Annotated in this window: 8 protein-coding genes; 3 read left to right on the plus strand and 5 right to left on the minus strand. The window is 61.3% G+C overall.

What is annotated here, in order from left to right:
* Positions 1 to 512 precede the first annotated feature (512 nt).
* On the plus strand, positions 513 to 1,214 hold the full coding sequence (locus tag J3U87_RS15565; RefSeq protein ID WP_237383973.1) for a PQQ-binding-like beta-propeller repeat protein: 702 nt from the start codon (positions 513 to 515) through the stop codon (positions 1,212 to 1,214).
* Positions 1,215 to 1,297: 83 nt separating this feature from the next.
* Here J3U87_RS15565 and J3U87_RS15570 read toward each other — a convergent pair whose 3' ends face one another.
* The 3 genes from J3U87_RS15570 to J3U87_RS15580 all read right to left on the minus strand — a co-directional run bounded on the left by J3U87_RS15570 (position 1,298) and on the right by J3U87_RS15580 (position 5,937).
* Positions 1,298 to 2,185, minus strand: coding sequence for a substrate-binding periplasmic protein (locus tag J3U87_RS15570; protein WP_237383974.1), 888 nt, complete (start codon positions 2,183 to 2,185; stop codon positions 1,298 to 1,300).
* A gap of 399 nt (positions 2,186 to 2,584) precedes the next feature.
* Positions 2,585 to 4,549 (minus strand): acetate--CoA ligase, encoded by a 1,965-nt coding sequence (gene acs / locus J3U87_RS15575; RefSeq protein ID WP_237383975.1) that lies wholly within the window; start codon positions 4,547 to 4,549, stop codon positions 2,585 to 2,587.
* A 515-nt stretch (positions 4,550 to 5,064) separates the two neighbouring features.
* A complete protein-coding gene (locus J3U87_RS15580) occupies positions 5,065 to 5,937 on the minus strand; it encodes a DUF1684 domain-containing protein (RefSeq protein ID WP_237383976.1) in 873 nt (290 codons plus the stop codon).
* Between the two features lie 464 nt (positions 5,938 to 6,401).
* On the opposite strand from J3U87_RS15580, the gene J3U87_RS15585 reads away from it, so the two are divergent.
* Positions 6,402 to 8,888, plus strand: coding sequence for a TonB-dependent receptor (locus J3U87_RS15585; protein ID WP_237383977.1), 2,487 nt, complete (start codon positions 6,402 to 6,404; stop codon positions 8,886 to 8,888).
* 318 nt (positions 8,889 to 9,206) lie between these two features.
* On the opposite strand, the gene J3U87_RS15590 is transcribed toward J3U87_RS15585, so the two are convergent.
* On the minus strand, positions 9,207 to 9,560 hold the full coding sequence (locus J3U87_RS15590; RefSeq protein ID WP_237383978.1) for a PEGA domain-containing protein: 354 nt from the start codon (positions 9,558 to 9,560) through the stop codon (positions 9,207 to 9,209).
* Between the two features lie 420 nt (positions 9,561 to 9,980).
* Between J3U87_RS15590 and J3U87_RS15595 the strand changes: the two genes are divergently transcribed.
* On the plus strand, positions 9,981 to 13,046 hold the full coding sequence (locus J3U87_RS15595; protein WP_237383979.1) for a serine/threonine-protein kinase: 3,066 nt from the start codon (positions 9,981 to 9,983) through the stop codon (positions 13,044 to 13,046).
* Between the two features lie 541 nt (positions 13,047 to 13,587).
* Here the strand turns inward: J3U87_RS15595 and J3U87_RS15600 are convergent.
* On the minus strand, positions 13,588 to 21,396 hold the full coding sequence (locus J3U87_RS15600; RefSeq protein WP_237383980.1) for a beta-ketoacyl synthase N-terminal-like domain-containing protein: 7,809 nt from the start codon (positions 21,394 to 21,396) through the stop codon (positions 13,588 to 13,590).
* Positions 21,397 to 21,451: the final 55 nt, after the last annotated feature.

A 21,451-nucleotide genomic window follows, 5' to 3' on the forward strand; every position in this document is an offset into this window, starting at 1 on the left:
TGAGGCCAGATACCGTGCCCATCCGGAAACAGGGATTCTTTGAAGGGTGATCTGGGGTCCCACAGGACAACCATTGCATCGGGGTTTCAGTCGTCAGATATCAGGTTTCGGCTAGTTGGCTGAAAATACGTTCCTTGTATGGAGATCAGCGATTCTTTCCGAATGAGATCCGGTTTGGGAGACGGAATCGAGATCCTCTTCATGGTTGGAAAAAGACAACGCCCTTCGGCGGGGGCTCCCAAAAAAGGTAACCGCACAGGTGGTCCAATTGATTCAGGGTTCGCTGTGTTGCCTTTTGGATTGAGAGTATGTAGTTGACATTATTAGATTTGTGTTTTTTAGACGAGGCTGGGCGAGCATGGCATTTCGATTGCCTTTTGGTCTTTCTGGCGACTCGACGCCCCCGCTTTTCGCACCCAGGCTGCATTCGATCTCTTTTGGGTTTGTCACCTTGGCGTTCGATTCGGGTCGATTCGCTATCGATTCAATCAAGTTTCCATAAGGAGTCAAGCATGATGCATGTTTGTCGCAACGTCGCTCTCCCCCTCTTGTGTGCCGTCCTTGCCGTGGTGAGTCTCCCTTTGGCCGCCGGCGAGCCCTCCGGCGTGCTCGCTTCTCGCGCGGTTCGTGGCACCGCACAGCCCACCGCGAATGCTTTTCCCTCCATCGCGGAATCCAGTTCCTATCGCTACTTCGGTGGCAGCGATATGCTGCTCAACGAAAAAGGCGATGCCATCTTCATGAAATCCAAGTACGTCGAAATGGTGGTCGGTGGCTGGCAAAGCGAACTCACCTTGACCGCCATCGGCAGTGATGGGGACGTCGCCTTCGAGCGGTCCCTCGGCAGTAGTGTCTACCAGGGCGGTGTCGCCCTCGAAGGCGATGTATTGGTCGTGGCCCTCAACCCCGATTTGGTCTACATCGCCGCCACTGGAGTCGAACCGGCCATAGATCGGACCATCGACGAAAAATTCACCATCGTGGCATTGAATGCAGAAACGGGTGAAGAAATCTGGCGCACGGAACTGTCCGGTAACGCCTGGTTCGTTTCTCCCGACCAAAACGGCGGTTGGCTGGTGCGGTACAGCGACAACCAGGAAACCGGATTCGAAGAGCATCTCGCCAAGCTGGACGGTGACGGGAACCTCGTCTGGGATCGCGTCACCGATGTGATCACCTGGGGTCCCTACGAAGACAAGGGAACGCGTCGCTGAGTCGCGCTCCGTTTCGATCCTTTCCTTATCGAATTGGTGCCCGAGGGTTTTTTCGAAAGCGCTCGGGCCTTTTTTAAATTGGGTTACTCGGGGGTTCTCGGCTGGGGATTGGGCGCGATGGGGATCGTTTCGGCCAGGTAGGCGTCCAGCAGACCCTCCTTTTTGAGTGTTTCGAGGCCTCGATTGAACCGAGCCAGGATTTCTCGGTGGCGCGGCACCTTCTTGGAGATGATCAGGTACATGGGAATCTGCGAAACGGGCTTCGGGTGATGGGTCAGGCGCCTGGATTCAAAACTGCTGAGATGGTACTTCCGGAGGTACAGGCCCACATGGCGCTCGATGGTAAACAGGTCGATCCGACCGGCCAACAGCTTGCGAAAATTCAGGATATCGCTGGACGCCCGCTCCATGGTGAGCAAGCCCTCGTTTTCCGCCTTCGTCAGCACGGGATAGGTGTAACCCAGGGTTCCGCCGATCCGCCAATGGCGTAGATCTTCCAGTTCCGTCCATTCGAGCGGCGTCGTTTTCAGGTGAAAAAAGACCTGGGTCGCTTCGAAGATCGGTTCGCTGAAGACGAAATCGTTTTCCCGTCCGGGCTGGTGGGCCCAAACCGAAGAGGCGTCCCAATGACCTTCCTTGACCAGCGAATAGGCCCGGGTCCAGGGGTAGAAGCTGAAGACCACCTCGATGTTCGCCAGTCGAAAGGCCTCCTCCACGATGCGGTTGGCCGAGCCGTAGTGGGGCAGGTTCTGGCCGTTGTAGGGCGGCCATTCGCCCGTGGAAATGCGCACGGTTCCCAACAATTCTCGGTCCCGATCCTGGAGATGGTCGCTTTGGTCCGTCGTCTGTCGGGCGGGGGCGGCGGCTTTCGAGTCTCGATTCGGCGAGCCCGGCGGCGGGTGGGATTGGCCCGCGAGGGGTAACCACATCAGCAAGGGGAGGAGCCGGAGAATTCTTCCGAGAAACCACATGTTCAGCTCCTACAAGGAATTACCCTCGTCGAGAAGGAAGCCATCGTCTGCCGCGTATTCTGTTTTTACCTTATCGATTGATTGATAATCTCCCTTTAACGTGGGCTCATCCAGACACGGCGTTTTTTGAAACGGTTCCCCTGGATCGGCCGGGCTTCCACTACTGTTCGGCATCGGCCTTCAGGTGTCAGATCCAGCTAATCGGCTGATGACAAGAACCTTGCGGAGGCATGCCGGTCGAGGCCCGGTAGCCTGCCCATCCAGCCAGGCCAACCTGGGGCTTGCAACCATTTCGTTTTGGGTTGGGCACGAACCATGAGCGGTGCTTCGGTGCCGGGCTGGTCAGGGCGGTTCTGAAGGAGCCGGGTCCTCGAAGCGACCCGGCTCGGCTCGACGGGATCAGCCGGGATTGGCTTCCACAAACGCCTGGTGGGCCTCGATCAGGCCTTCCACCACGCTCGGATCGGCCAAGGTGCTGGTATTCCCCAGTTTCTTGTATTCGTGCTCCGCGATCTTACGCAAAATGCGGCGCATGATTTTTCCACTGCGGGTTTTGGGCAGGCCTTTGACGAGCAGCACCACATCCGGTCGCGCGATTTTACCGATATCGCGACTCACCTGTTCGCGCACGCTGAACTCCACCACGTCGGGGTCCGTGCTTTCCGCGTCCCGGTTCAAGACCACGTAGGCGAAGATGCCCGTTCCCTTGATTTTGTGTGGATAGCCCACGACCGCCGACTCCGAGATCAATTCGGAGCCGTTGATGGAGGCCTCGATTTCCGCCGTGCCCAGACGGTGGCCGGAGACGTTCAACACGTCGTCCACGCGGCCGGTGATCCAGTAGTATCCGTCGTCGTCGCGCCGGCACCCGTCGCCGGTGAAATAGTAGCCCTTGTACGTGGAGAAGTAGGTTTGCAGATAGCGTTCGTGGTCGCCCCAGATGGTGCGCGCCATGGAGGGCCAGGGGCGGCCGATGCAGAGGTGCCCGCTGACACCGTTGCCTTCCTGAACCTCGCCCTTCTCGTTCACGATCACGGGTTGAATGCCGTAGAAGGGAAGCGTGGCCGATCCCGGTTTCAAGTCGTTGACCCCTGGCTGTGGAGTGATCATGATGCCGCCCGTCTCGGTTTGCCACCAGGTATCGACGATGGTGCAGCGCTCTTTGCCCACCTCGCGGTAGTACCACTCCCATGCTTCCGGGTTGATCGGCTCGCCGACCGTTCCCAGCACCCGCAAGCTCGAACGGTCGCTTTTCTCGACCCAGCTCGAGCCCTCTGCGGCCAAGGCCCGAATCGCCGTCGGGGCGGTGTAGAAGATGGAGACCTTGTGGCGTTCGATGACCTCCCAGTAGCGGCCTGGATCGGGATACAGCGGCGTGGATTCGAACATGATCGTGGTGGCTCCGTTTGCCAGCGGACCATAGATAATGTAACTGTGTCCCGTGACCCAACCGATGTCGGCCGCGCAGAAGTAGATATCGCCCTCGCGGTATCCGAACACCCGCTCGTGGGTGAACGAAGTATAGGTCAGGTAGCCGCCCGTGGTGTGCAGGACGCCCTTCGGTTTGCCGGTGGAGCCCGAGGTGTAGAGGATGAACAGGGGATCCTCGGCATCCATCCAGGTGGCGGGACAATAGGCGCGTTCCTTGGCCAGCTCTTCGTGGAGCCAGACGTCGCGGCCCGGTTTCATCTCCACTTCCACTTCGGTGCGGCGCACGACCATCACTTTTTCCACCGAGGCGATGCCCTCGACCGCTTTGTCGGTGATCTGTTTCAACGCGATGACGCGACCGCCGCGCAGGCCTTCGTTGGCGGTCACGACCACCTTGGCCTGACAGTCGAGGATCCGATCGCGCAGGGAGTCGGCCGAAAAACCCGCGAAGACGATGGAATGGATGGCGCCGATTCGCGCGCAGGCGAGCATCGTGAAGGCCAGCTCGGGAATCATGGGCAGGTAGATGCAGACGCGATCGCCCCGGCGCACCCCGCTGGCCGTGAGGGTGTTGGCGAGACGGCATACCTCGCGGTGGAGTTCGGCATAACTGATGTGGCGGTTGTCGGCGGGGTCGTCGGCCTCCCAGATGATGGCGGTCTGGTCGGCGCGATCCTTCAAGTGTCGATCGATGCAGTTGTGTGCGACATTGAGTTTGCCGTTGGCGAACCAGTTGACGGCGACCGAGTGGAAATCTCCCTGGCAGACGCTGTTGTACGGATGGAACCAATCCAGCCGTTGGGCGATCTTGTCCCAAAACGCGGCGGGATCGGCTTGCGACGCCTCGTATTCGGCCTGGTACTCGGCCATGCCCCCACTTTGGCCGGGTTCTGCCTTGGCGGGATAGACGGTTTTTTCTTCGTGAGCAGTCATAAGCGGAAACTCCTTAACGTGATCGATGGAATGTCGTGATGGGCATGCATATCAGGGATGGCTCCTGTGAGGGGGGAGCCTCGAGCCCTGAATGGAGACCACGGAGCAACCGCAAATCGCGCCGACTCCGGAGCGGATCGCCGACGATTCACGGTTCGTTGCGGGGTGGTGCGGCACGACCAACCCCCATTCCCGCAACCGTTCGGGAGCACCGGCTCGGACGCCGAGGCAGGACGGCCCCGGCAACCGCCTCCGGCGCGGTGGCGCGGCCTCGAGCGGCGTGTGGCAGGGCATGGCCCAAACGATGAAAGAGCACCATCTCGGTACCGATCGCGACGCGGTATCGGGGAGGACCTGCCCAGGGCACGCGACGGCGGCCGAAAAACGATGGTTGGGAAGTGGTTGGTAGCCTCTCCAGCTTACCCGTTTTCGCTTTTCTCGTGAACCGGGGAACCCAAAATATTGTCCAGGACCAAAACCGAACGGGTTCGATCGGCGGCGCGGGGAGCCCCCGCCTAATCGTGACTGCTGGGTCGGTAGGTGCGCTCACCGGCTTCGATGGGAACCCCGAGCCAGTTCTCCGCCGGAGGTAGCGGGCAAGTGGCATAGGCCGTGTAGGCACAGGGCGGATTGATGGCTCGATTGAAGTTGATGACCAACTTCCCGTCGGTGGGCAACGGCGTGTACAGGAAGCGCCCACCGCTGTAGGTGGTGGCGCCGGCCGTCTGGTCCTTGAACATGATGAAGAATTGGTTATCCTGCTTCGATTCCAGCGTTGGCAGAATTTCCAGCGGCAGGCCGTCGATTTCGAATTTCAGGACGCCCGGCACCCACAGCTCGATTTCGGTGTCGATGACCGTACCCACGATGAGCTTTTGCGGAGTTTCGAAGGGTTCGTACACCGCTTCCACGCGATACTTGTCCTTGGGTGCGTAAAACTCGAGCGATTTGAACTGCACCAGGCCCTTGGCCCGCATGTCGCGAATGCGAAGCGCCAGGCGGTCGCCCCGCTCGATCAGGAAGATGCGCAAATGGTTGTGGGCCAAGACTTCACCCATCGCGAGCCGACCATTGTTGCGAAGCTTGCCGTCCACCTCGGCCCGCTGACCTCGCTCCATGCGATAGGTGACCTTGCCGTCTTTGAGGGTGAAGGTACCGGCCTTGAGCACGGTGGAGTGGATGGGAAGCACGAAATCGTTGGCGGAGTCGGTGCCGAAGGTGTTGGCTCCCTCCTTCAACCAATAGAGCCCGACGAGGCTGAGCCAGCTTTCATCGGAGGTCATTTGCGCTTCGCGCTGCTTCTGCCAAGAGATTTCGTCCTGCTGAAAGGCCGAAAGCTGTTCTTGAGAAGCGAAACAAAAGGTGAACAGGCAGAAGAGAATGTTCACGGGAACCACCTCATGAATGTGAAAGTTACGCTAACCATTTTTAATGCCGTCCGCCCTGGCCGGCCACGAGACTCGCGTCCCTTCGATACGCTTGGTTTCATGTCGCCTATCATAACATGGCGGCTCCTCGCTGCCGATCTCTCTTCTGCCTCTCGCTTCCGTCGCGCCGCGGCGAAACCGCGACTCTTTTTGGTCAGAAAATACCCGATCTTGGCTCGGGAACCCGCAATTACCGCGAATTTTTGTTGAGGTAGTTGATGGATTTACGTAGACTGTAGACTTCTCGAAGTGTTTTTTCGTGAGGCGGGAGTATGACGGCGATTGACACGGATTCTCCTCACAGCCCCGTTATCGCTCGCGAGACGGGTTTCGCCTCTTGAATATCGGGAATTATTTTGGGTGACCAACCCAATTTCTAAATCACCGCACACATTTTGGAAATTCGTATGACGGGAGGCTTCCCCGTGCGTAGATGGGTAAAGTTTGGGGTGCTTAACACCCTGTTCCTGACGGGTCTGTCGCTGCTGGCCCAGGGACAAATCATTGGTAAAGTGCTTACGGAGGCGGGGCGTCAACCTGACGTTTCCATCACGGCGCGTAATGCTTCCGGCTCCGTCGAGCGTACGACGGTTTCCGACGACAACGGTTCTTTCCGTTTTCGGGATTTGGATGCCGACGATTATGTATTGACTTTTTCGGGCGAAGGTCTCGAAACCTACGTCCGGGACAATGTTAAAGTTCCCGACGGCCAGATCGTGGTCGTCGAAGTGACCCTGCAACCCACCTCCAGCCTGGTCAACGTACTGCGCGTTGCATCGGCTTCTCGACGCGCCGAGCGTATCGTTGAAGCCCCGGCGGCCGTGAGTTTCCTTTCCGCACAGGAAGTCGAGATTCAGGCAGGCCACGACCAGCTTCCTCGGTTGCTACAAAACAAACCGGGTGTCGAAATCGTTCAGAACGGTCTTTACGACTTCAACCTGAACGCACGGGGCTTCAACAGTTCGTTGAACCGCCGCATCCTGACCCTGATCGACGGACGCGACGTGTCATCCACGCTGTTGGGTACGGTCGAATGGTCCGCCCTGGCGATGAACATGGGCGAAGTCCAGAACATCGAATTTGTGCGCGGTCCTGGCTCTGCACTTTACGGGGCCAACGCTTTCAACGGGGTTTTGAACGTCACCACCCGTCGCCCGGTCGACCATCTCGGCGCCTGGGTTTCCGGTACGGTGGGTGAGCAGAACACCAGCCGTCTCGAAGCCCGTTACGCGGGAGAGTTCGGCTTCGGTTGGTCCTACCGCATCAACGGTAGTTGGGTCGAGGCCGATACCTGGTCTCAATCCCGTACCGATCCCGATGCCCTGGAATATCCCGGTTTGGAAGGTAACCTGGAACAGACGACGGTCGACGAAACCGTGACCAGAAACTTCATCGGCGCGCGTTTGGACAAGGAATTCCTTCAGGGTTGGGTGCTCTCCTTCGAGCTCGGCACCACCACCGCCGAAGACCAGACGGCCTTGACCGGTGTCGGTCGCTTCCAGATCGAGAAGGTCGAACGTCCCTTCTTCCGGGCCGGCTTCACCACCAACCACTGGACCGTCAAGTTCTGGCGCAACGAGCGGGACACGACCGAGGGCATGACCGCCCTCTCGCTGGATCCCAACTCGGTTTCCGGTAACCAGTTCTTCGAAGACTCCTACAACCAGCAATTGGAAGTTCAGGCCAACTACGACTTTTTCGACGAGCGTCTGAACCTGATCGCCGGTGGCGCCTACAGCGAACAGGAAGTGGATACCCTGAACCCGAACACCGGCGTTCAGTCGCTGATGGACGACAAGCGCGACGCGGACCAGCAGGCCCTCTACACCCAGTTGACCTGGAGCGTGATGGACAACCTGGACTTCATCGTGGCCGGCCGCTACGACGAATCCAGCCTGCACGACAGCCAGTTTTCGCCGAAAGGCGCACTGGTTTGGAAGGTCAATCCCAACCACACCGTTCGTTTGACCTACAACGAGGCCTTCCAGGCTCCGACGTTCTCGGAATTCTTCCTGCGTTCGCCCTCTTCCAACCTGGTGCCCTTCGGCGGGATCCAGGATCAGATTCAGGCGGGTTTGACCGCACAAGGTCTGCCCAATCTGCGTGATCTCGGTTTGGTGAACTGGAACACCGTTCCCGTTCTGGGTATCGGTAACGAGAACCTCGAACCGGAGGAAATCAAGTCTTTCGAGCTCGGTTACAAGGGTTTGATCAACGAGAAACTGTTCTTGACGATCGACCTGTTCGACTCCAAGCTGGAAAACTTCGTCACCGACCTGTTGCCCGGTGCCAACCCGGCCATCGGTGAGTTCTCCATGGCTGAAGACCTTTCCGCACTGGGTGCTGCGAGCGCCCTGGTCGTCGGCGTGTTCGAAAACACCCTGGCCGAGAACATCGGCGTGGGCCTGAGTAACTACACCGCCGGTCTGGTTCCCTCTTTGGGCGACAGCATCGCCGAAGGTCACCCCGTCGTGATCGTCTCCTACACCAACGCCGGTGAGGTTGACACGCAAGGTTTCGACATCGGTGGTCAGTACTACGTGAACGACAACTGGACGATTCTGGGTAACTATAGCTGGTTCGACTTCGACATCGTCGACCAGTTGCTGGGCGACAGCCTGGTTCCCAACGCTCCGGAAACCAAGTTCAACGTGGGCATCGGGTACAAGGACGACAAGTGGAACGGCACCCTCACCTACCGCTGGGTGGACGACTTCCTGTGGTCCGCCGGTGTGTACCGGGGCGATGTTCCCAGCTACGAAGTCGTGGATCTGGTGTTGTCTTACAACGTGCTCGATTCCCTGCGCTTCGAGCTGAACGGCAACAACATCCTCGACGATGAGCACTACGAAATCTTCGGTGGCTCGATCCTGGGTCGTCGCGTGCACTTCACCGCGAACTACCGGTTCTGATGCACGAGGGGCGCGCTTCGGCGCGGCCTTCCGGACAAACACGAAAAAGCGGCTCTCCTAGGGAGCCGCTTTTTTTATCGGTGTAGGACATGTGGGTCATCGGATCGAGGTGGTCGAAATGCGGATCACCGAGGTTCGGCTGACCGAGGTTCGGCTTTCCGAGGTTCGGCTGACCGAGGTTCGGCTGACCGAAGTTCACGTGGCCGAGGTACGGATAACCGGGGGGTGACCGTACGCGGTGGCTTTGGAAGGGGCTCGGCCCCCTGTTTCTCGTGGGCCGTGATCCGTTGGATAACGGAGCACACTAGACGGAGCTCACTAAAAGGTCACGTTCAGGTTGACCTCGTGGCCCGAGACCACGCGGACGCGTTCTCTGTAGACGCTGCCGTTGGATTTGAGGGTGATCGTATATTTTCCGGGTGCCAGATGTAATTTGCCGGGCCAGCCGTCGTATTGGCCGGCGTTGCCCACCAGCTTCCCATTGACGTAGACCTTGGCCTTCTTGCGATTGGTGTTGATGTCGATCGTACCGCGGCGCACGGGTTTCACGGTGTGAACCACGTGGACCTTGGGGGCGACCACGACGGGTCGGGTGCGGATCACGACGGTTCCGGCGCTGGCGCCAATGCTCGCGGTGAGAAAGAGTGCTGTTAAAATGAACGTTTTTTTCATGTCCAACCTCCGTCATTGTGTCGTTCTATTAAGGTCGACCAATCGTCATTCAGGGGCGTTTAACGCTTTTTTTCATCGGTGGGCATGGGTGACATGAATCACCGGGATCGGGGAGGCTTCTCTCCCAGTCCGCGATTCGATCAATCCGGTGTCCAATCCGGACATGGTTTTCGTTCGATTCGGCGTTTCATGGGATGGCCGGGTCGGTTTTCGCCGTTTCTCCCGTGTCGAGTCGAGCGATGTCTCTTTGGTCGCGGTGGCGCGGCCCACCGAGGTTCTTGTCGGGAGTGGTCGGGGTCCATCTCGTATGTCAAAGTGAGGGACTTTGCCGCCAATTCTTGATTTGCCAATCCCTTCCAAAGGTAAAATGAACCCGACGCCTTCGTTTTCACTTCCCCCGCTCCGACCATGAGGTAGCGCATGACCGAACATTTTTCTACGCGGTCGCACAGCGAATCCAGCGGACATTCGGAAGAATCGCTGTTTCCCCCCAAGCGCGGGGCACGCGATCGGATGGGGCAGGACGACCTGTTGGTGGGTCGTAAACTGGGGCGTTACCGCATTCATCAACTGGTGGGACGCGGCGGATTGGGGTCCGTGTACAAGGCCTACGACGAGAAACTGCGTCGCCATGTGGCGTTGAAGGTGTTGGACAAGCTGGGTAAGGACGACTGGCATCTCCAGGTTCTGGAGGAGGCCCAGGCCCAGGCCAGGGTCGAACATCAACATATTTGTAAGGTGTTCGACGTCAGTCAACTGGATGACATGACCTGCATTTCCATGCAGTTCATCAACGGCCGCACCCTCATCGATGCCGCCCATACGATGAACATGGTGCAGAAGGTACGCGTGCTTCAGCAGGTCGCCGAAGCGGTCCATGCGGCCCATCGCCACGGGATGGTTCACCGCGATTTGAAGCCCTCCAACATCATGGTCGAGGTGGATACGCGCGGCCAACTCAAGCCCTACGTGCTGGATTTCGGCCTGGCTCGGGATCTCAATCCCTACGGCGCTTCCAACGTCAAGAAAATCGCCGGATCACCGGCCTACATGTCGCCCGAGCAGGCCCAAGGCGAAGGCAGCCAGTTCAGCCGCCAGAGCGACGTCTACAGTCTCGGGGCCACCCTCTACCATTTGCTGTGCGGGGCGCCGCCCTTCAAGGCCGAGGGCAAGAACGACGTCATTTCCATGGTCATCAACGATTCGCCGGTGCCGCCGCGACGCCGCAACGCCGACATTCCCGCCGATCTGGAAACCATCGTGCTCAAGTGTCTGGAGAAGGATCCCGACCGGCGCTACGATTCCGCACTCGGTTTCGCTGGAGATCTGCAGCGCTTTCTGGTGGGTGATCCGATCATGGCTCGGCCGCCGTCGCTGTCCTATTACCTCAAGAAAAAACTGATCAAGCACCACACGGTGGTCGGTGTGGCCAGCGTGGCGATTTTTCTGTTCCTCTTGATGGGTGGGCTCAGTCTGCGCGCCCACTTCAAGAACAAGGAACGGGCCCGCCTGATGCAGCGCTTCGTCGCCCAAGTGGAGGGCATGGAGTGGTTTCTGCGCGTGGCGCACATGCTGCCGCGCCACGATATGCGGCCCCAGGAAGAACGGGTGCGCGAAATGATCGGAACCATTCGCAACGACATGGATGCGGTCGGCTCCTGGGGTGCCGGTCCCGGTCACTACGCTATCGGGCGCGGCTACCTGCTGCTGGAAGATTACGACCTCGCGCGCGAACACCTGGAAAAGGCCATCAGCTTCGAATTCGATCCGCCCGAGGTGTATCGCGCCCTGGGAGAGGCCTTGGGCGCGCTCTACGACCAGGCTTTGCGCAACATTCCCCTGATGGAGGATCGCGCCTTGCGCGAAGCCTACCGACGCGACATTCAAACCCATCTGCGCGACCCGGCGCTGGACGCCTTCAAGCGTTCCAGCGGGAGTTGGCTGGGCGGCCCGGATTACCTCGAGGGATTGATGGCCTACTTCGAGGAGCGCTACGAGGATGCGCTGCAGAAAACCAAGAAGGCGCATGCCGAAGCACCCTGGTTCTACGAAGCCAAACTTCTGGAAGCGAAAATATTTACCGCACTGGCCGAGCTCAACCAGACCAAGGGCAACTACGTCCACGCGCGCCAGAGTACCGAGCTGGCCGGCAAGGCGATTCGCGAGGTCATGGCGATCGCCGAGAGCGACCTCAGCGTCTACCTCATGGAAATGGACCGGCTACGCAACCTTTTCCAGCTCGAGAGCCGTGGTGGCGGCGACTCGGAGGCGATCTACAAACAGTTCAACGAGGTGGCGCTCCAAGCCCGCGCGGTGCGGCCCGAACACGCCGGACTTTGGGCCAAGCAAGGGGAAATGGCCTATTACTGGGGCCTTTACCAGTGGTACTACATGGGCCGGAACCCGCTGCCGGCGGTGCAATCGATCAAACACCAGTTGGTGCCCGTGCTCGAAGTGCAAATGGCGCATCCACCCCTGTTCGAAGCCGTCAGCCTTCTCTTCTTTCTGCAGGCCAGTTACGAGGTGGAGCGCGGCCTGAATCCCACCGAATCGTTCGAACAGGCGCTGGCCGCCCGAACGCGGCTCCTGGAATTGAAGCCCAACGACATTCCTTCCCACAACGCCATCGGATTGATCTACTGGAACCGGGCCGAGTACCTGTCGCGCATCGGCAAGGATCCCAGCGAGGACCTGGCTCAGGCCAGTTACCATTTCCACATGTTGCTCAGCTACGACGAGCGCTTCGTGTCGGCCTACAACAGCCTGGGCCTGGTCCACTGGACCCAGGCCGAATACGCCAAATCCAAAGGGCTCCAGCCGCTGGAGGAATTCGACAAGGCGATCGCCTTCTTCGCCAAGGCCATCGAAATCAACAAAATGGAATACGCCTACACCAACCTCGCCGCCACCGCCAACGCCAAGGCCGAGTACATGCGTCAGCAGGGTCTGGATCCGACCAGCGTGTTGGAGACCGTGCGTACCTACGTCACGGATGCCTTGCAGATCAACGAGGACGATCCCGATCTGCATACGGAGGACGGCAACGCCTGGCTGGTGGCCGCACGCTACGCGATCGACCGCGAGGTGAGCCCCAAAAACGCCTTCGAGCGAGCGATCAAGGCCTACGAGCGTGCCTTGGGCCTCAGCGAAGGGTGGTTCGGCATTCACGTGTCGATCGCCGAGCTGAACCAGATCCACGCCGAATGGCTGTTCGAGCGCGGCGATGTGGGCCTGGCCCGGTCCCAATTGGACAAGGGGCTGGTGCAGGTGGATCAGGCCCTGGAACTGAATCCACGGGCGGCCAGGGCAAAAGGGATCAAGGCCCAGTTGCTACTGTTGCGGGCGCACATGGCCAAGGACGAGGCGCTTCGTCGGCAGTACGCGGCACAGGCGGTCTTGTTGTTCGAGTCCGTGTTTGCCGTCATGAGTTCGGAGCAGGCCCAGTTCGCCAAGGACTACGAGGAAGCCAAACGACTGGTCCAATAGTGGATCGCTCGAATTTGGCCTCGAGGGTTTGGAGATGATCGACGGCACCCTCGATCATCTCCAAACCCTCGAGCTGCGGACACAAAAAAAGGGTCGAACCCTCGACCCTTGTGCTTTGCTTTGCGCGTCGAAACCTCCTTCTTCTTGTTGGGAATCACGCGTGTCACCGGATTCACTCCGTCCCAGTCGCGCCTTCCCATCAGGCTTCGCAGCTCCTTGGCCCTCGAGGTCTTCCCCGAGGCGTTCTTCTTCTTGCTCATGGCAGATGCCTCCATTGGTCGTTTCGGTACCCGTTGAGATACCAGCTTCAATATATATAGTAGAACAGAGTCAAAAAGCCAGCTTTTTGATGAGTTCTGCCGCAGAAGCATGTTGGGCCCGTGCGTTGATGAAGCTTTTCAAGCGCGGGCCCGAAGGCCCTACACTGGGCGCACCGAGCCCATCACGGGTATTCGGAAATCGTTGAACTTGTCGCTTTAGCTATTGTGCACAACTAAAAATGGATTTTATTTCGGGCTTTCGCTTCTCTCGAAACGCCTGCTCACTTGCCGGAGAAGTACCGGTACAGCTCCGTCAGCCAGGCGGCGTTGGGGCTTTTGCCGAAATCCGCGGAGCCGTTATTGACCGCTTCGATCAACGCGGTTGTCTCGGCGCAGGGCTCCCTCAGATCGTTCAAGGCCACCCACTGGGCCGCAACCGGTTCGGCCAATCCCGTGCGGTCGCGCAAGGCCGCGACGCGTTTGGCGAACTCCGGGCGCGGCGGGTTGGGTTGTTCGCTGTCCGACGATGGGCCGGTCGCGTTCAGGGCCTCGACCACGAAGTCGCGCCGTTCCTTGAGTGACAGCGGTTTCAGGGTTTCCGGCATGATCGGCCGGCCGAGGTAGATGTCCTGCACGGCGTAGTCCAACGGGAGCTCCAAACGCTCGGCCGACGGCTCCACCGGCAAACCGCCGGCGAACCACACGGGCACGATCGGCAGGCCGTGGTTGACGGCCAAATCGGTGAAGGCCGCACTGACGCGACTCACCGGTTGCCGGCAACTCAAGCTGCGGGTGCCCTCGACGTGGGCCATCATGTTCTTGGGCGTGTGCTTCATCTCCTCGAGCCAGCGCTGCAGGATCTCCGGCAAGGCGGCCGGATCTTCGCGCTCGAAGAAGACCATGGTTCCGGGATCCTCTCCGCCCGGGTAACTCATGTGGAACTGGCGCAGGCGGCCGATCCAGGTGTCGAGGTGCTGGGCCTTGGACAGGGTTCCGGTCGCCAGACGGGTCAGGCCGGAAATGACGAGAGTGAACACGACCGATTCGACCCCGACCTGGTGATTCGCCAGGTAAATAGCCGGTTTACCAATGACTTGAGAGAACTGCTGGGGATCTTCGACGACCAGGTCGCCCAGGAAGGAGCGAACCAGGGAGAAGTAGAGGTCCTCGACCGCCCAGGCCGATAGCCCCGAGTAGTTGCGCCAGAAATCGCGAATCGGGATGGTGTCCTGAAAGGCCGGGCCCGCGTCGCGAACCACCAGGGTGCCACCCTCGTCGGCGCGTTCGTAACGCCACCGGTTCAACGGCCGTTCCGCCAGCCAGGCCAGGGAACGGCTTTCGTCCAGACGCACGCGGGACGGGTGTACTCCCGTTTTGGCGGCGATGTGCTCCTGCACCACGATGTGACCGGCCTGCTCTTCGACCGATCCGGCTTGGTCGTAAATGCGTGCCACGGTGCCTGGCAGCCAATCGCTGGCACGCACGACGGCGGGATCGAGCCGCGTTTCCTCGCCACCCACCTCGCTCAGGGATACGCCCGTTTCACCGGCGCGGTCGCGCAGAAACGCACGGCGCATCAAGGGCGCCGCATGGCCGATCGGGCCCTTCGGCAACAGGACCTCCACCAGGGTCAAGGTGCACCAGGCCTTTCCGTCCGCGGTAAAGCGCGCTTCGAACTGCGGGAACCGTTTCTCGCCGTCGAATCCCGCGAACAGGACCTCGCAGCGCACTGCGCCGGTCGGGGCCGGCCCGTGGAAACGGGCCTGCGGAATGCGATAGGGGTATGCGATCCAATCGTCTTCGATGTCCGAGGACCAGGTGTAGAGCTGGTCGTGCGGCATCATGTGGGTCACTCCGTCCAGTAGCAGGGGATGCAGCACGCCGACGGGCACGGTGCCGCGCGAGGCGTCCAAGGTGGCCACCGCGCCGCGGTCGTCCTGGAACAGGTCGCTCATGATTTGAAAGCCGGGCCCGTGGAACAGGACGCCGGAAGCGTAGGGATCGGCGGGTCTGGCGTCGTCGGCCAGGACCAAGGGCTTCACCGCGGGCGCGTCCTCGTATGTACCCACCTGCAGGCTTGCACTCATCACTTTTTCGAAACGGGAAAGGGCCGGGTTGGCCGCTTCGCGCCAGGTTTGCAGTTCTGCCGCGAATTGGTTCTCTCCGTCCGGTTTGACCGAAACGCGAATCGTGGTCGAACCTTCGATGGTCAGCCAGCGATGGACCTGGAGCCCCTCGATGGCGACAACTGGTTGACCGGCCCGCTCCGCCACCGCCTGAGCCAGGTAGTCGGCCATGGACATCAACGGCACGGCCGGAAGGGTCCAGGTCGGGCGATGGTCCATCAGCCAGGTATCCACCTTCGGATCGAGCTGGAATTCCGCAATCGTTTCACCGGTGTCCCGTGCCGCGCTTTCCTTGCCCTTCTTCGCTTCGGGCGGGTTGTCGCTCGGTACGATGCGCATTCCCATTTTTTGGACGCCGTAAATCGCGCGTCCATCACACCACAACCAACCGTCACAGATCGCGTAGGGGTGACCATCCGCGTCGTGGCCGATTTCGGTGATCTCGATGTCGCTGGTGATCAGGCGGTTGCGGGGAACGACCTGGCCGCGATAACGCCACACCATGTCGTGACCGAGTGCCAGCGGCTCGAAACGCGCGCATTCGATGCCGGCACCCATGCCTTTTTCGATCATGTAGAACTGCAGCAGTTGGATCAGGGCTTCGAGGCCAAGGGAGCCGGGCTGTACCGGATCCTGGAAGAAATGGGCCTTGAAGAACCACTCGGCGGGATCCACATCCTTTTCGCCGCGAAGTTTGCCAAGGCCGGCGGAGCCACCTTCCGGCCAATAGCCGGTCACGCGGTCCAACATCAACAGCATCGGTTGAGGCAGGCGCGGAGCGCCGCTGCAGTAGACCGCGGGCCGTTCGGTCAGATCCACCTGAAACTCGCTCGGCTCGGCAATCGCCTCGGCGCGTGTCTTGGTCTCCGGCAGGCCGACCTGATTGGCCAGGGCTTCTTTCGGGAAGAACCCGAACACCGTTTTCAAATCGTAGATCGGTCGTTCGTCCTGGGTGCAAGTGACGTCGAAAGAGACGATGATCATGTCACCGGCTTTGGAAATATTGGTCAGCTTGCTGTGGGTCACCAAGGGACCGCCGCCTGGCAGCAGTTCTTCGTGAAGATGTCCGTCGCCGTCCAGGTTACGGAAGAACAGGTCGTCATCGCTGGTCAGGGCACTGCCGATGTAGGAGGCCAGCCAGCCGCAGGGCTGCAGGGCGGCTTCCAGCAGGACCGCGAAAGGCATGGTGGGCCAGCCGTTTTCGCTGAAATACCATTCCGATTCGGGGATGTCGTATTCGACCGTGACCGAGGAGCCGTTTTCCATGCCGCCCATCTTGCCGGTCACCTCGGTGATCCGCGACATGAAGTGGTACGGCGGTCCCGGCAGGCGCGGTACCTTGCCGTTGTCGAAGCGGGCGTACATGGGCCCGAACGCGTTCGAGGCCTTGTCCCAGGCGCAGGCCAACAGGCTGCGGTAATCGAAGCTGAACCCGTCGACCTCGGCGACCGGTTTCGGTTCGCGGTAGCTTTCGACCAGGTCCGTCCGAGTGGTCAACGGCCAATCGGGAACCAGTCGCAAGCCACAACGACGGGCGTGGAACGCTTTCAGGCCGTCGCAGGTACACAACAGATCGGCGTAGATCGTGGGGAAGGGTCCGTCGTGAATCTCTTCCACGAAGAGCTCGTAGGTCAACTCCTGGCTTTCCGGGGTGACCTGCCCGCGACAGCGCATTTCGATGGTCTCGCCCTCGACCGGCTCGAAGCGCCAGCCGTCCTTGTCCAGCGTGTACCCCAGCGAGGCCATGTAGAAGGCCATCGCCTGCAGGCAGCCTTCGAACATCAGGGTTCCCGGCATGCAGGGATCGTTTTTGAAGTGGCCGTCGAAGAACCACAGATCGGGTTTGATCTGTTGACGGGCGCGCAGGTAGCCGCGACGCCAGGGCCCGCCGTCGTAGGAAAGCTCGGTGATCTGGTCCAGGAACAGCATGCGACCGCCCTGAATGGCGGGCGTGCGGTTGTGGGTTTGGGCCAGCTCGAAGCCGGGGCCCATGCAGGCGAACAGGTTACCCTCGTCGGACCAGGCGCGAATCTGATCGGCAGTGAAGGCGTTGCGGTCCGGCGTGCAAACAGGTACGTCCAGCCGGGCTTCGGCGTCGTGCTCGCCTTCCTCCGGTGTCCAGAGAATGCCGGCCGATTGATCCAGTTCCTGGTCGCTGAAGAATCCGGCTTGGCCATTGCGCACGCTCATGCGGAGATTGCCTTCGCTGTCGTGGCAGTCGTATTTGAAGAACATGAGCCGGGTATCGCCGTGTTTGGCGTGGCCGTAGAGGTGGATGTCGTAGCGCAGGGTCTCGCCGACCGCGGGCAGCGGGCCGTGGTAGGTCAGGTCGCAGCCCAACAGGCGATAGATGCGCTCGCTCTTGTTGTGGAAATCGATGCCGAGCCAGGAAATCAACAACAGGTCGGCCTGACCCGATTCAATGAAAACACCCGCCGGCATGCGGCCCGTGTGCAGGTACCAGCGATCGGCCGTGACGTCGGTCTCCGTCCAAATCGTGCCTTTACCCATGGATTTGGCGACGGCGTCGATGCCGGTGACGCGATCGGCGAGCAGCAACGGCGGTTCCGGCATGCGGACCTGACGGTGGTAGCCGTCCTGACCTTCGAATTCGGGACCGAAGATCGAGGAAATCTTGCCGCCGGCGAGGACTTCCAGATCCGCTCGGCTGAAAGAGGGGCCGGGTAGCAGCTCGGGCTTGTGCTTGTCGTACTTGGGGTTGGGATCCGCCAAAACGAAGCCTTCCGGAGCCTTGGAAGACGGGGCTGCGGCCGGTTTGGGTGCGGCCGTTTCGGGTGTGATCGGTGTAGAGGTGTTCGCATCGATCCTGTTTGCCGCGGGTGAAGGTGCTGGTGCCGTGGGAACCGGTCGCGTCGCAGCCTTTGGAGAGGTGTGTTCCACCTGGATCGGCTGCGGTGCCGCTGGAGGTGTCGATGGGGAAAGAGATGTCGGCGCGACCGAAGACAGCGGAGGCGCGCTCGACGCTTGTTCGGCGGGTTCGCCGACCTGATGGTAGGAAGGCGCCGGATCCACGGCTTCGTTTACCGGAGCCGGGATCGGCATGCCGGACTGCATCTGCAGAAGCGCGTCCATGCTCGTACGCCGCATTTCCAGGAAGCGACGGTGGGCTTGGGTTTGGCTGGCGACGAACTGTTGATGGATGCGCGTCAGATCCGAATGCCACTTGCGATAGACCCCTTCCACATCGCGCGAGGGCTGGGTCTCTTCCGGGAAGGCGGTGGGTTGGGTTACCGGCACTTGCGGGTACTGTCCGAGCGTCGCGGTGGGAACGTTCGGTTCGGGTCGAACGGACTCGGCGCTGATGAAGGTGGCCGTCGCTGGAGCTGGCGCAACCGGAGATTCCGGGACACGAAGCGGCTCGGGAGGCGCAGCCTGCCGAGAAGCGGTGTTTTCGGAATCTTGAATGACTGGCGGAAGCCAAGGGGCGGGCTGCATCTGTTGGGTGCCGGTGGATTGCGACATGGGTTGTTGCTCCAATTTGGGAAGTTCGATTCGTGAGGGATGGGCGGCCAGGGTCACGGTGGGACCTTGGACGGGTTGCGGGGCCGTCAATTCGGTTGGCGGCATCGGCGGTCCGGCCGCACCGACGATCAACGCGGCGCTTGCGGAACCCAGGGCCTGCTGGGCGACGCGGACCCGGCGAGTGTCGCCGTCCCAGCGAACGGCCGGTTCTCCCGCACGTGGGCGAAGGCCGAAGGCGGTCGAAAGGACTGCGCCCGCGACGTTCAGCAGCCCGGCGGCCGCGTGGGTGTGGCCGAACGCGTCGGCGGCATCCATATCCGCGCCCAAATCGCGCGAACCCAGGGTCCATTCACCGTGCTCCGCCTGGGCGGGCAGGGTTGCCAGAATGCGATCCCCCGCCGTGCGTGCATCGTCGAGCCGTTTGAGAACCAGCATCACGGCGGCATCGCCCGGGGGTCGCTTGTCGCCGACTTCAGCCAGGGCCGCGCGATGCACGGACTCGCAGCAAAGATCCACCGCGGCAATCACGGCGGCGTCCACTTCCCCGGTGCGCAGGGCACGCGCGCCGATCTCCAAGGCGCGCAAGCCGGAGAGTTCTTCGGCGGAAACCGTGAATCCCGGTCCGCCGAGGTCGAATTGACTGCTGAGCCGGTTCGCCGGAATGTTGGGCATGGTGCCCAACACACCGCTCGCTTCCAGGGCGGGCAGCACCTCTTCGCGGGCCGCGTCGGCCCATGAACCGTCCGCCTGCAGTGCTGCGGCCCAATCGGCCAGGCTCCAGCGAAGCCCGTAGCGGGTGACTTCGTTGTCGGCACCCATACCGACCAGTATCGCGCTGCGCTCCAATGGTAAGTCGAGCGGATCCAGTACTTCACGGGCGAGGCGCAACATCAGGCTCTGCTGGGTCAGTGTTTGTTGAAAATCTTTCGGTGGAAACTTCAAGCCTGGCAGCGGCAGTGCGACGTCGGGTGAAGGCGCGGCGGAGGAACCATCGTCCTCGCGCTGGAGGGCGCTGGAGCCGCCGAACAGGACGTCGGCGAAGGCCGCGGTGTCGGTGCAGGCGCCGGCGCTGACGCCCAAGGCCACCACGGCCAGCTCGGGTGTCGGCACATGGGACACGGCCGCCTGGGTCGCTCGGCCCGGCACGTACTCCTCGACGATCAAATGGGCGTTGTTGCCGCCGAATCCAAACGCGCTGATGCCGGCGAGACGGGGCGTCTCCGCGTGCCAGGGTTCGGCCTGGGTTTGTAGGCGAAACGGCGTGTCGGCCAGGGCGGGGTTGGGCGCGTCGCCGGCGTGCAGGGTCGGTGGCAGGGTTTGGTGGGCCATGGCGCCCAGTACCTTGATCAGGCCGGCCGCCCCCGCGACGGTGATCAGGTGGCCAAGGTTGCTTTTCAGGGAGCCGATGGGAATCGGGCGGTCGGGATGCGCCGCGCTTCCGAAGACTTCGGCCAGGCTGGACAGCTCGGTGGCGTCGCCCACGCGCGTGCCCGTGGCGTGACATTCCAGAAGCGAGATTCGCTCGGGTGCGATGCCGCTCTGCCGGTAGGCGCCGTGAATGGCTCGGGCCTGACCGGATGCGGACGGCGCCAGCAGGCCGCGGCCACGGCCGTCGTTGGAAAGTCCCACACCGCGAATCACGCCCGCGATGGTGTCGCCGTCGCGAACCGCGTCGTCCAGGCGTTTCAGGGCGACCAGGGCGCAGCCCTCGGCCGGGATCAGGCCGTCGGCCTCGGCGTGGAAGGGGCGGCTGCGTCCCGTTTTCGACAGGGCGCCCAAAGCGCAGAAGCCCATGTGGATGAACAGGTCGTCGCTGCGGTTGACGCCGCCGGCCAGGACCAGGTCGGCACGGCCGTCGTGCAGTTGATCGCAGGCCAGTTTGATCGCGTACAGTGCCGAGGCGCAGGCGGCGTCGAGCGCGTAGGCGCCGCCTTCGAGCTGGAGGGCCTGGGCCAAGAGGTGGGCCGGGAGTCCCGACATGAAACGGTTGTGGGGATGGATTTTGCGAATGCCCAAATCACCCAACAACGCCGGATCGCGCCAGACGCCCGGTTGGCGCGACATCCAGTGGTGGATCGCGTAGTCCACCATCGAAGTCGTCGGGAAGGAGAGGTTTCCAAACACCGCCGCGACCCGTTTGTCGGTGCGGTCGGTCTGGCCCAGTGCCTCGCGACCGCAGTGCAGCAGCCAGTGGACCAGCGGGTCCAGCTCGGCGATGTAGTCGGCCGACAGCGCAAATCCGGTGGGGTCGAACCGTTGCTCGAACCCCGAGACGTAGCCGCCGCGATCGGACCAGGTGCGGTCGCGCGCGTTTTCGTCCGGTTTGCAGAGTACCGTGTCCTTGCGGGCGCGCCAGCGTTCCGGCGGGGCGCTGGCCAACAGGTCCCGGCCCGCGGCGATATGCCGCCAGAGTTCGTCCGGTGAAAGGGCGCCCGGCAGGACGCAGGCCTGCCCGACGATGGCGATCGGCGCAAAAGTCATGTGAATTCCTTGGGGATTCGAGCCTCGTTGGGGAGCGCGGCATCGCGAGGAGCCG

Origin of the sequence: Sulfidibacter corallicola (assembly GCF_017498545.1) — a bacterium.
Lineage (GTDB): Bacteria > Acidobacteriota > Holophagae > Acanthopleuribacterales > Acanthopleuribacteraceae > Sulfidibacter > Sulfidibacter corallicola.

Coding starts and splice junctions, on each gene's coding strand:
- J3U87_RS15595 (WP_237383979.1), top strand. CDS start 9,981: ATGACCGAACATTTTTCTACGCGGTCGCACAGCGAATCCAGCGGACAT.
- acs (WP_237383975.1), bottom strand. CDS start 4,549: ATGACTGCTCACGAAGAAAAAACCGTCTATCCCGCCAAGGCAGAACCC.
- J3U87_RS15570 (WP_237383974.1), bottom strand. CDS start 2,185: ATGTGGTTTCTCGGAAGAATTCTCCGGCTCCTCCCCTTGCTGATGTGG.
- J3U87_RS15590 (WP_237383978.1), bottom strand. CDS start 9,560: ATGAAAAAAACGTTCATTTTAACAGCACTCTTTCTCACCGCGAGCATT.
- J3U87_RS15565 (WP_237383973.1), top strand. CDS start 513: ATGATGCATGTTTGTCGCAACGTCGCTCTCCCCCTCTTGTGTGCCGTC.
- J3U87_RS15600 (WP_237383980.1), bottom strand. CDS start 21,396: ATGACTTTTGCGCCGATCGCCATCGTCGGGCAGGCCTGCGTCCTGCCG.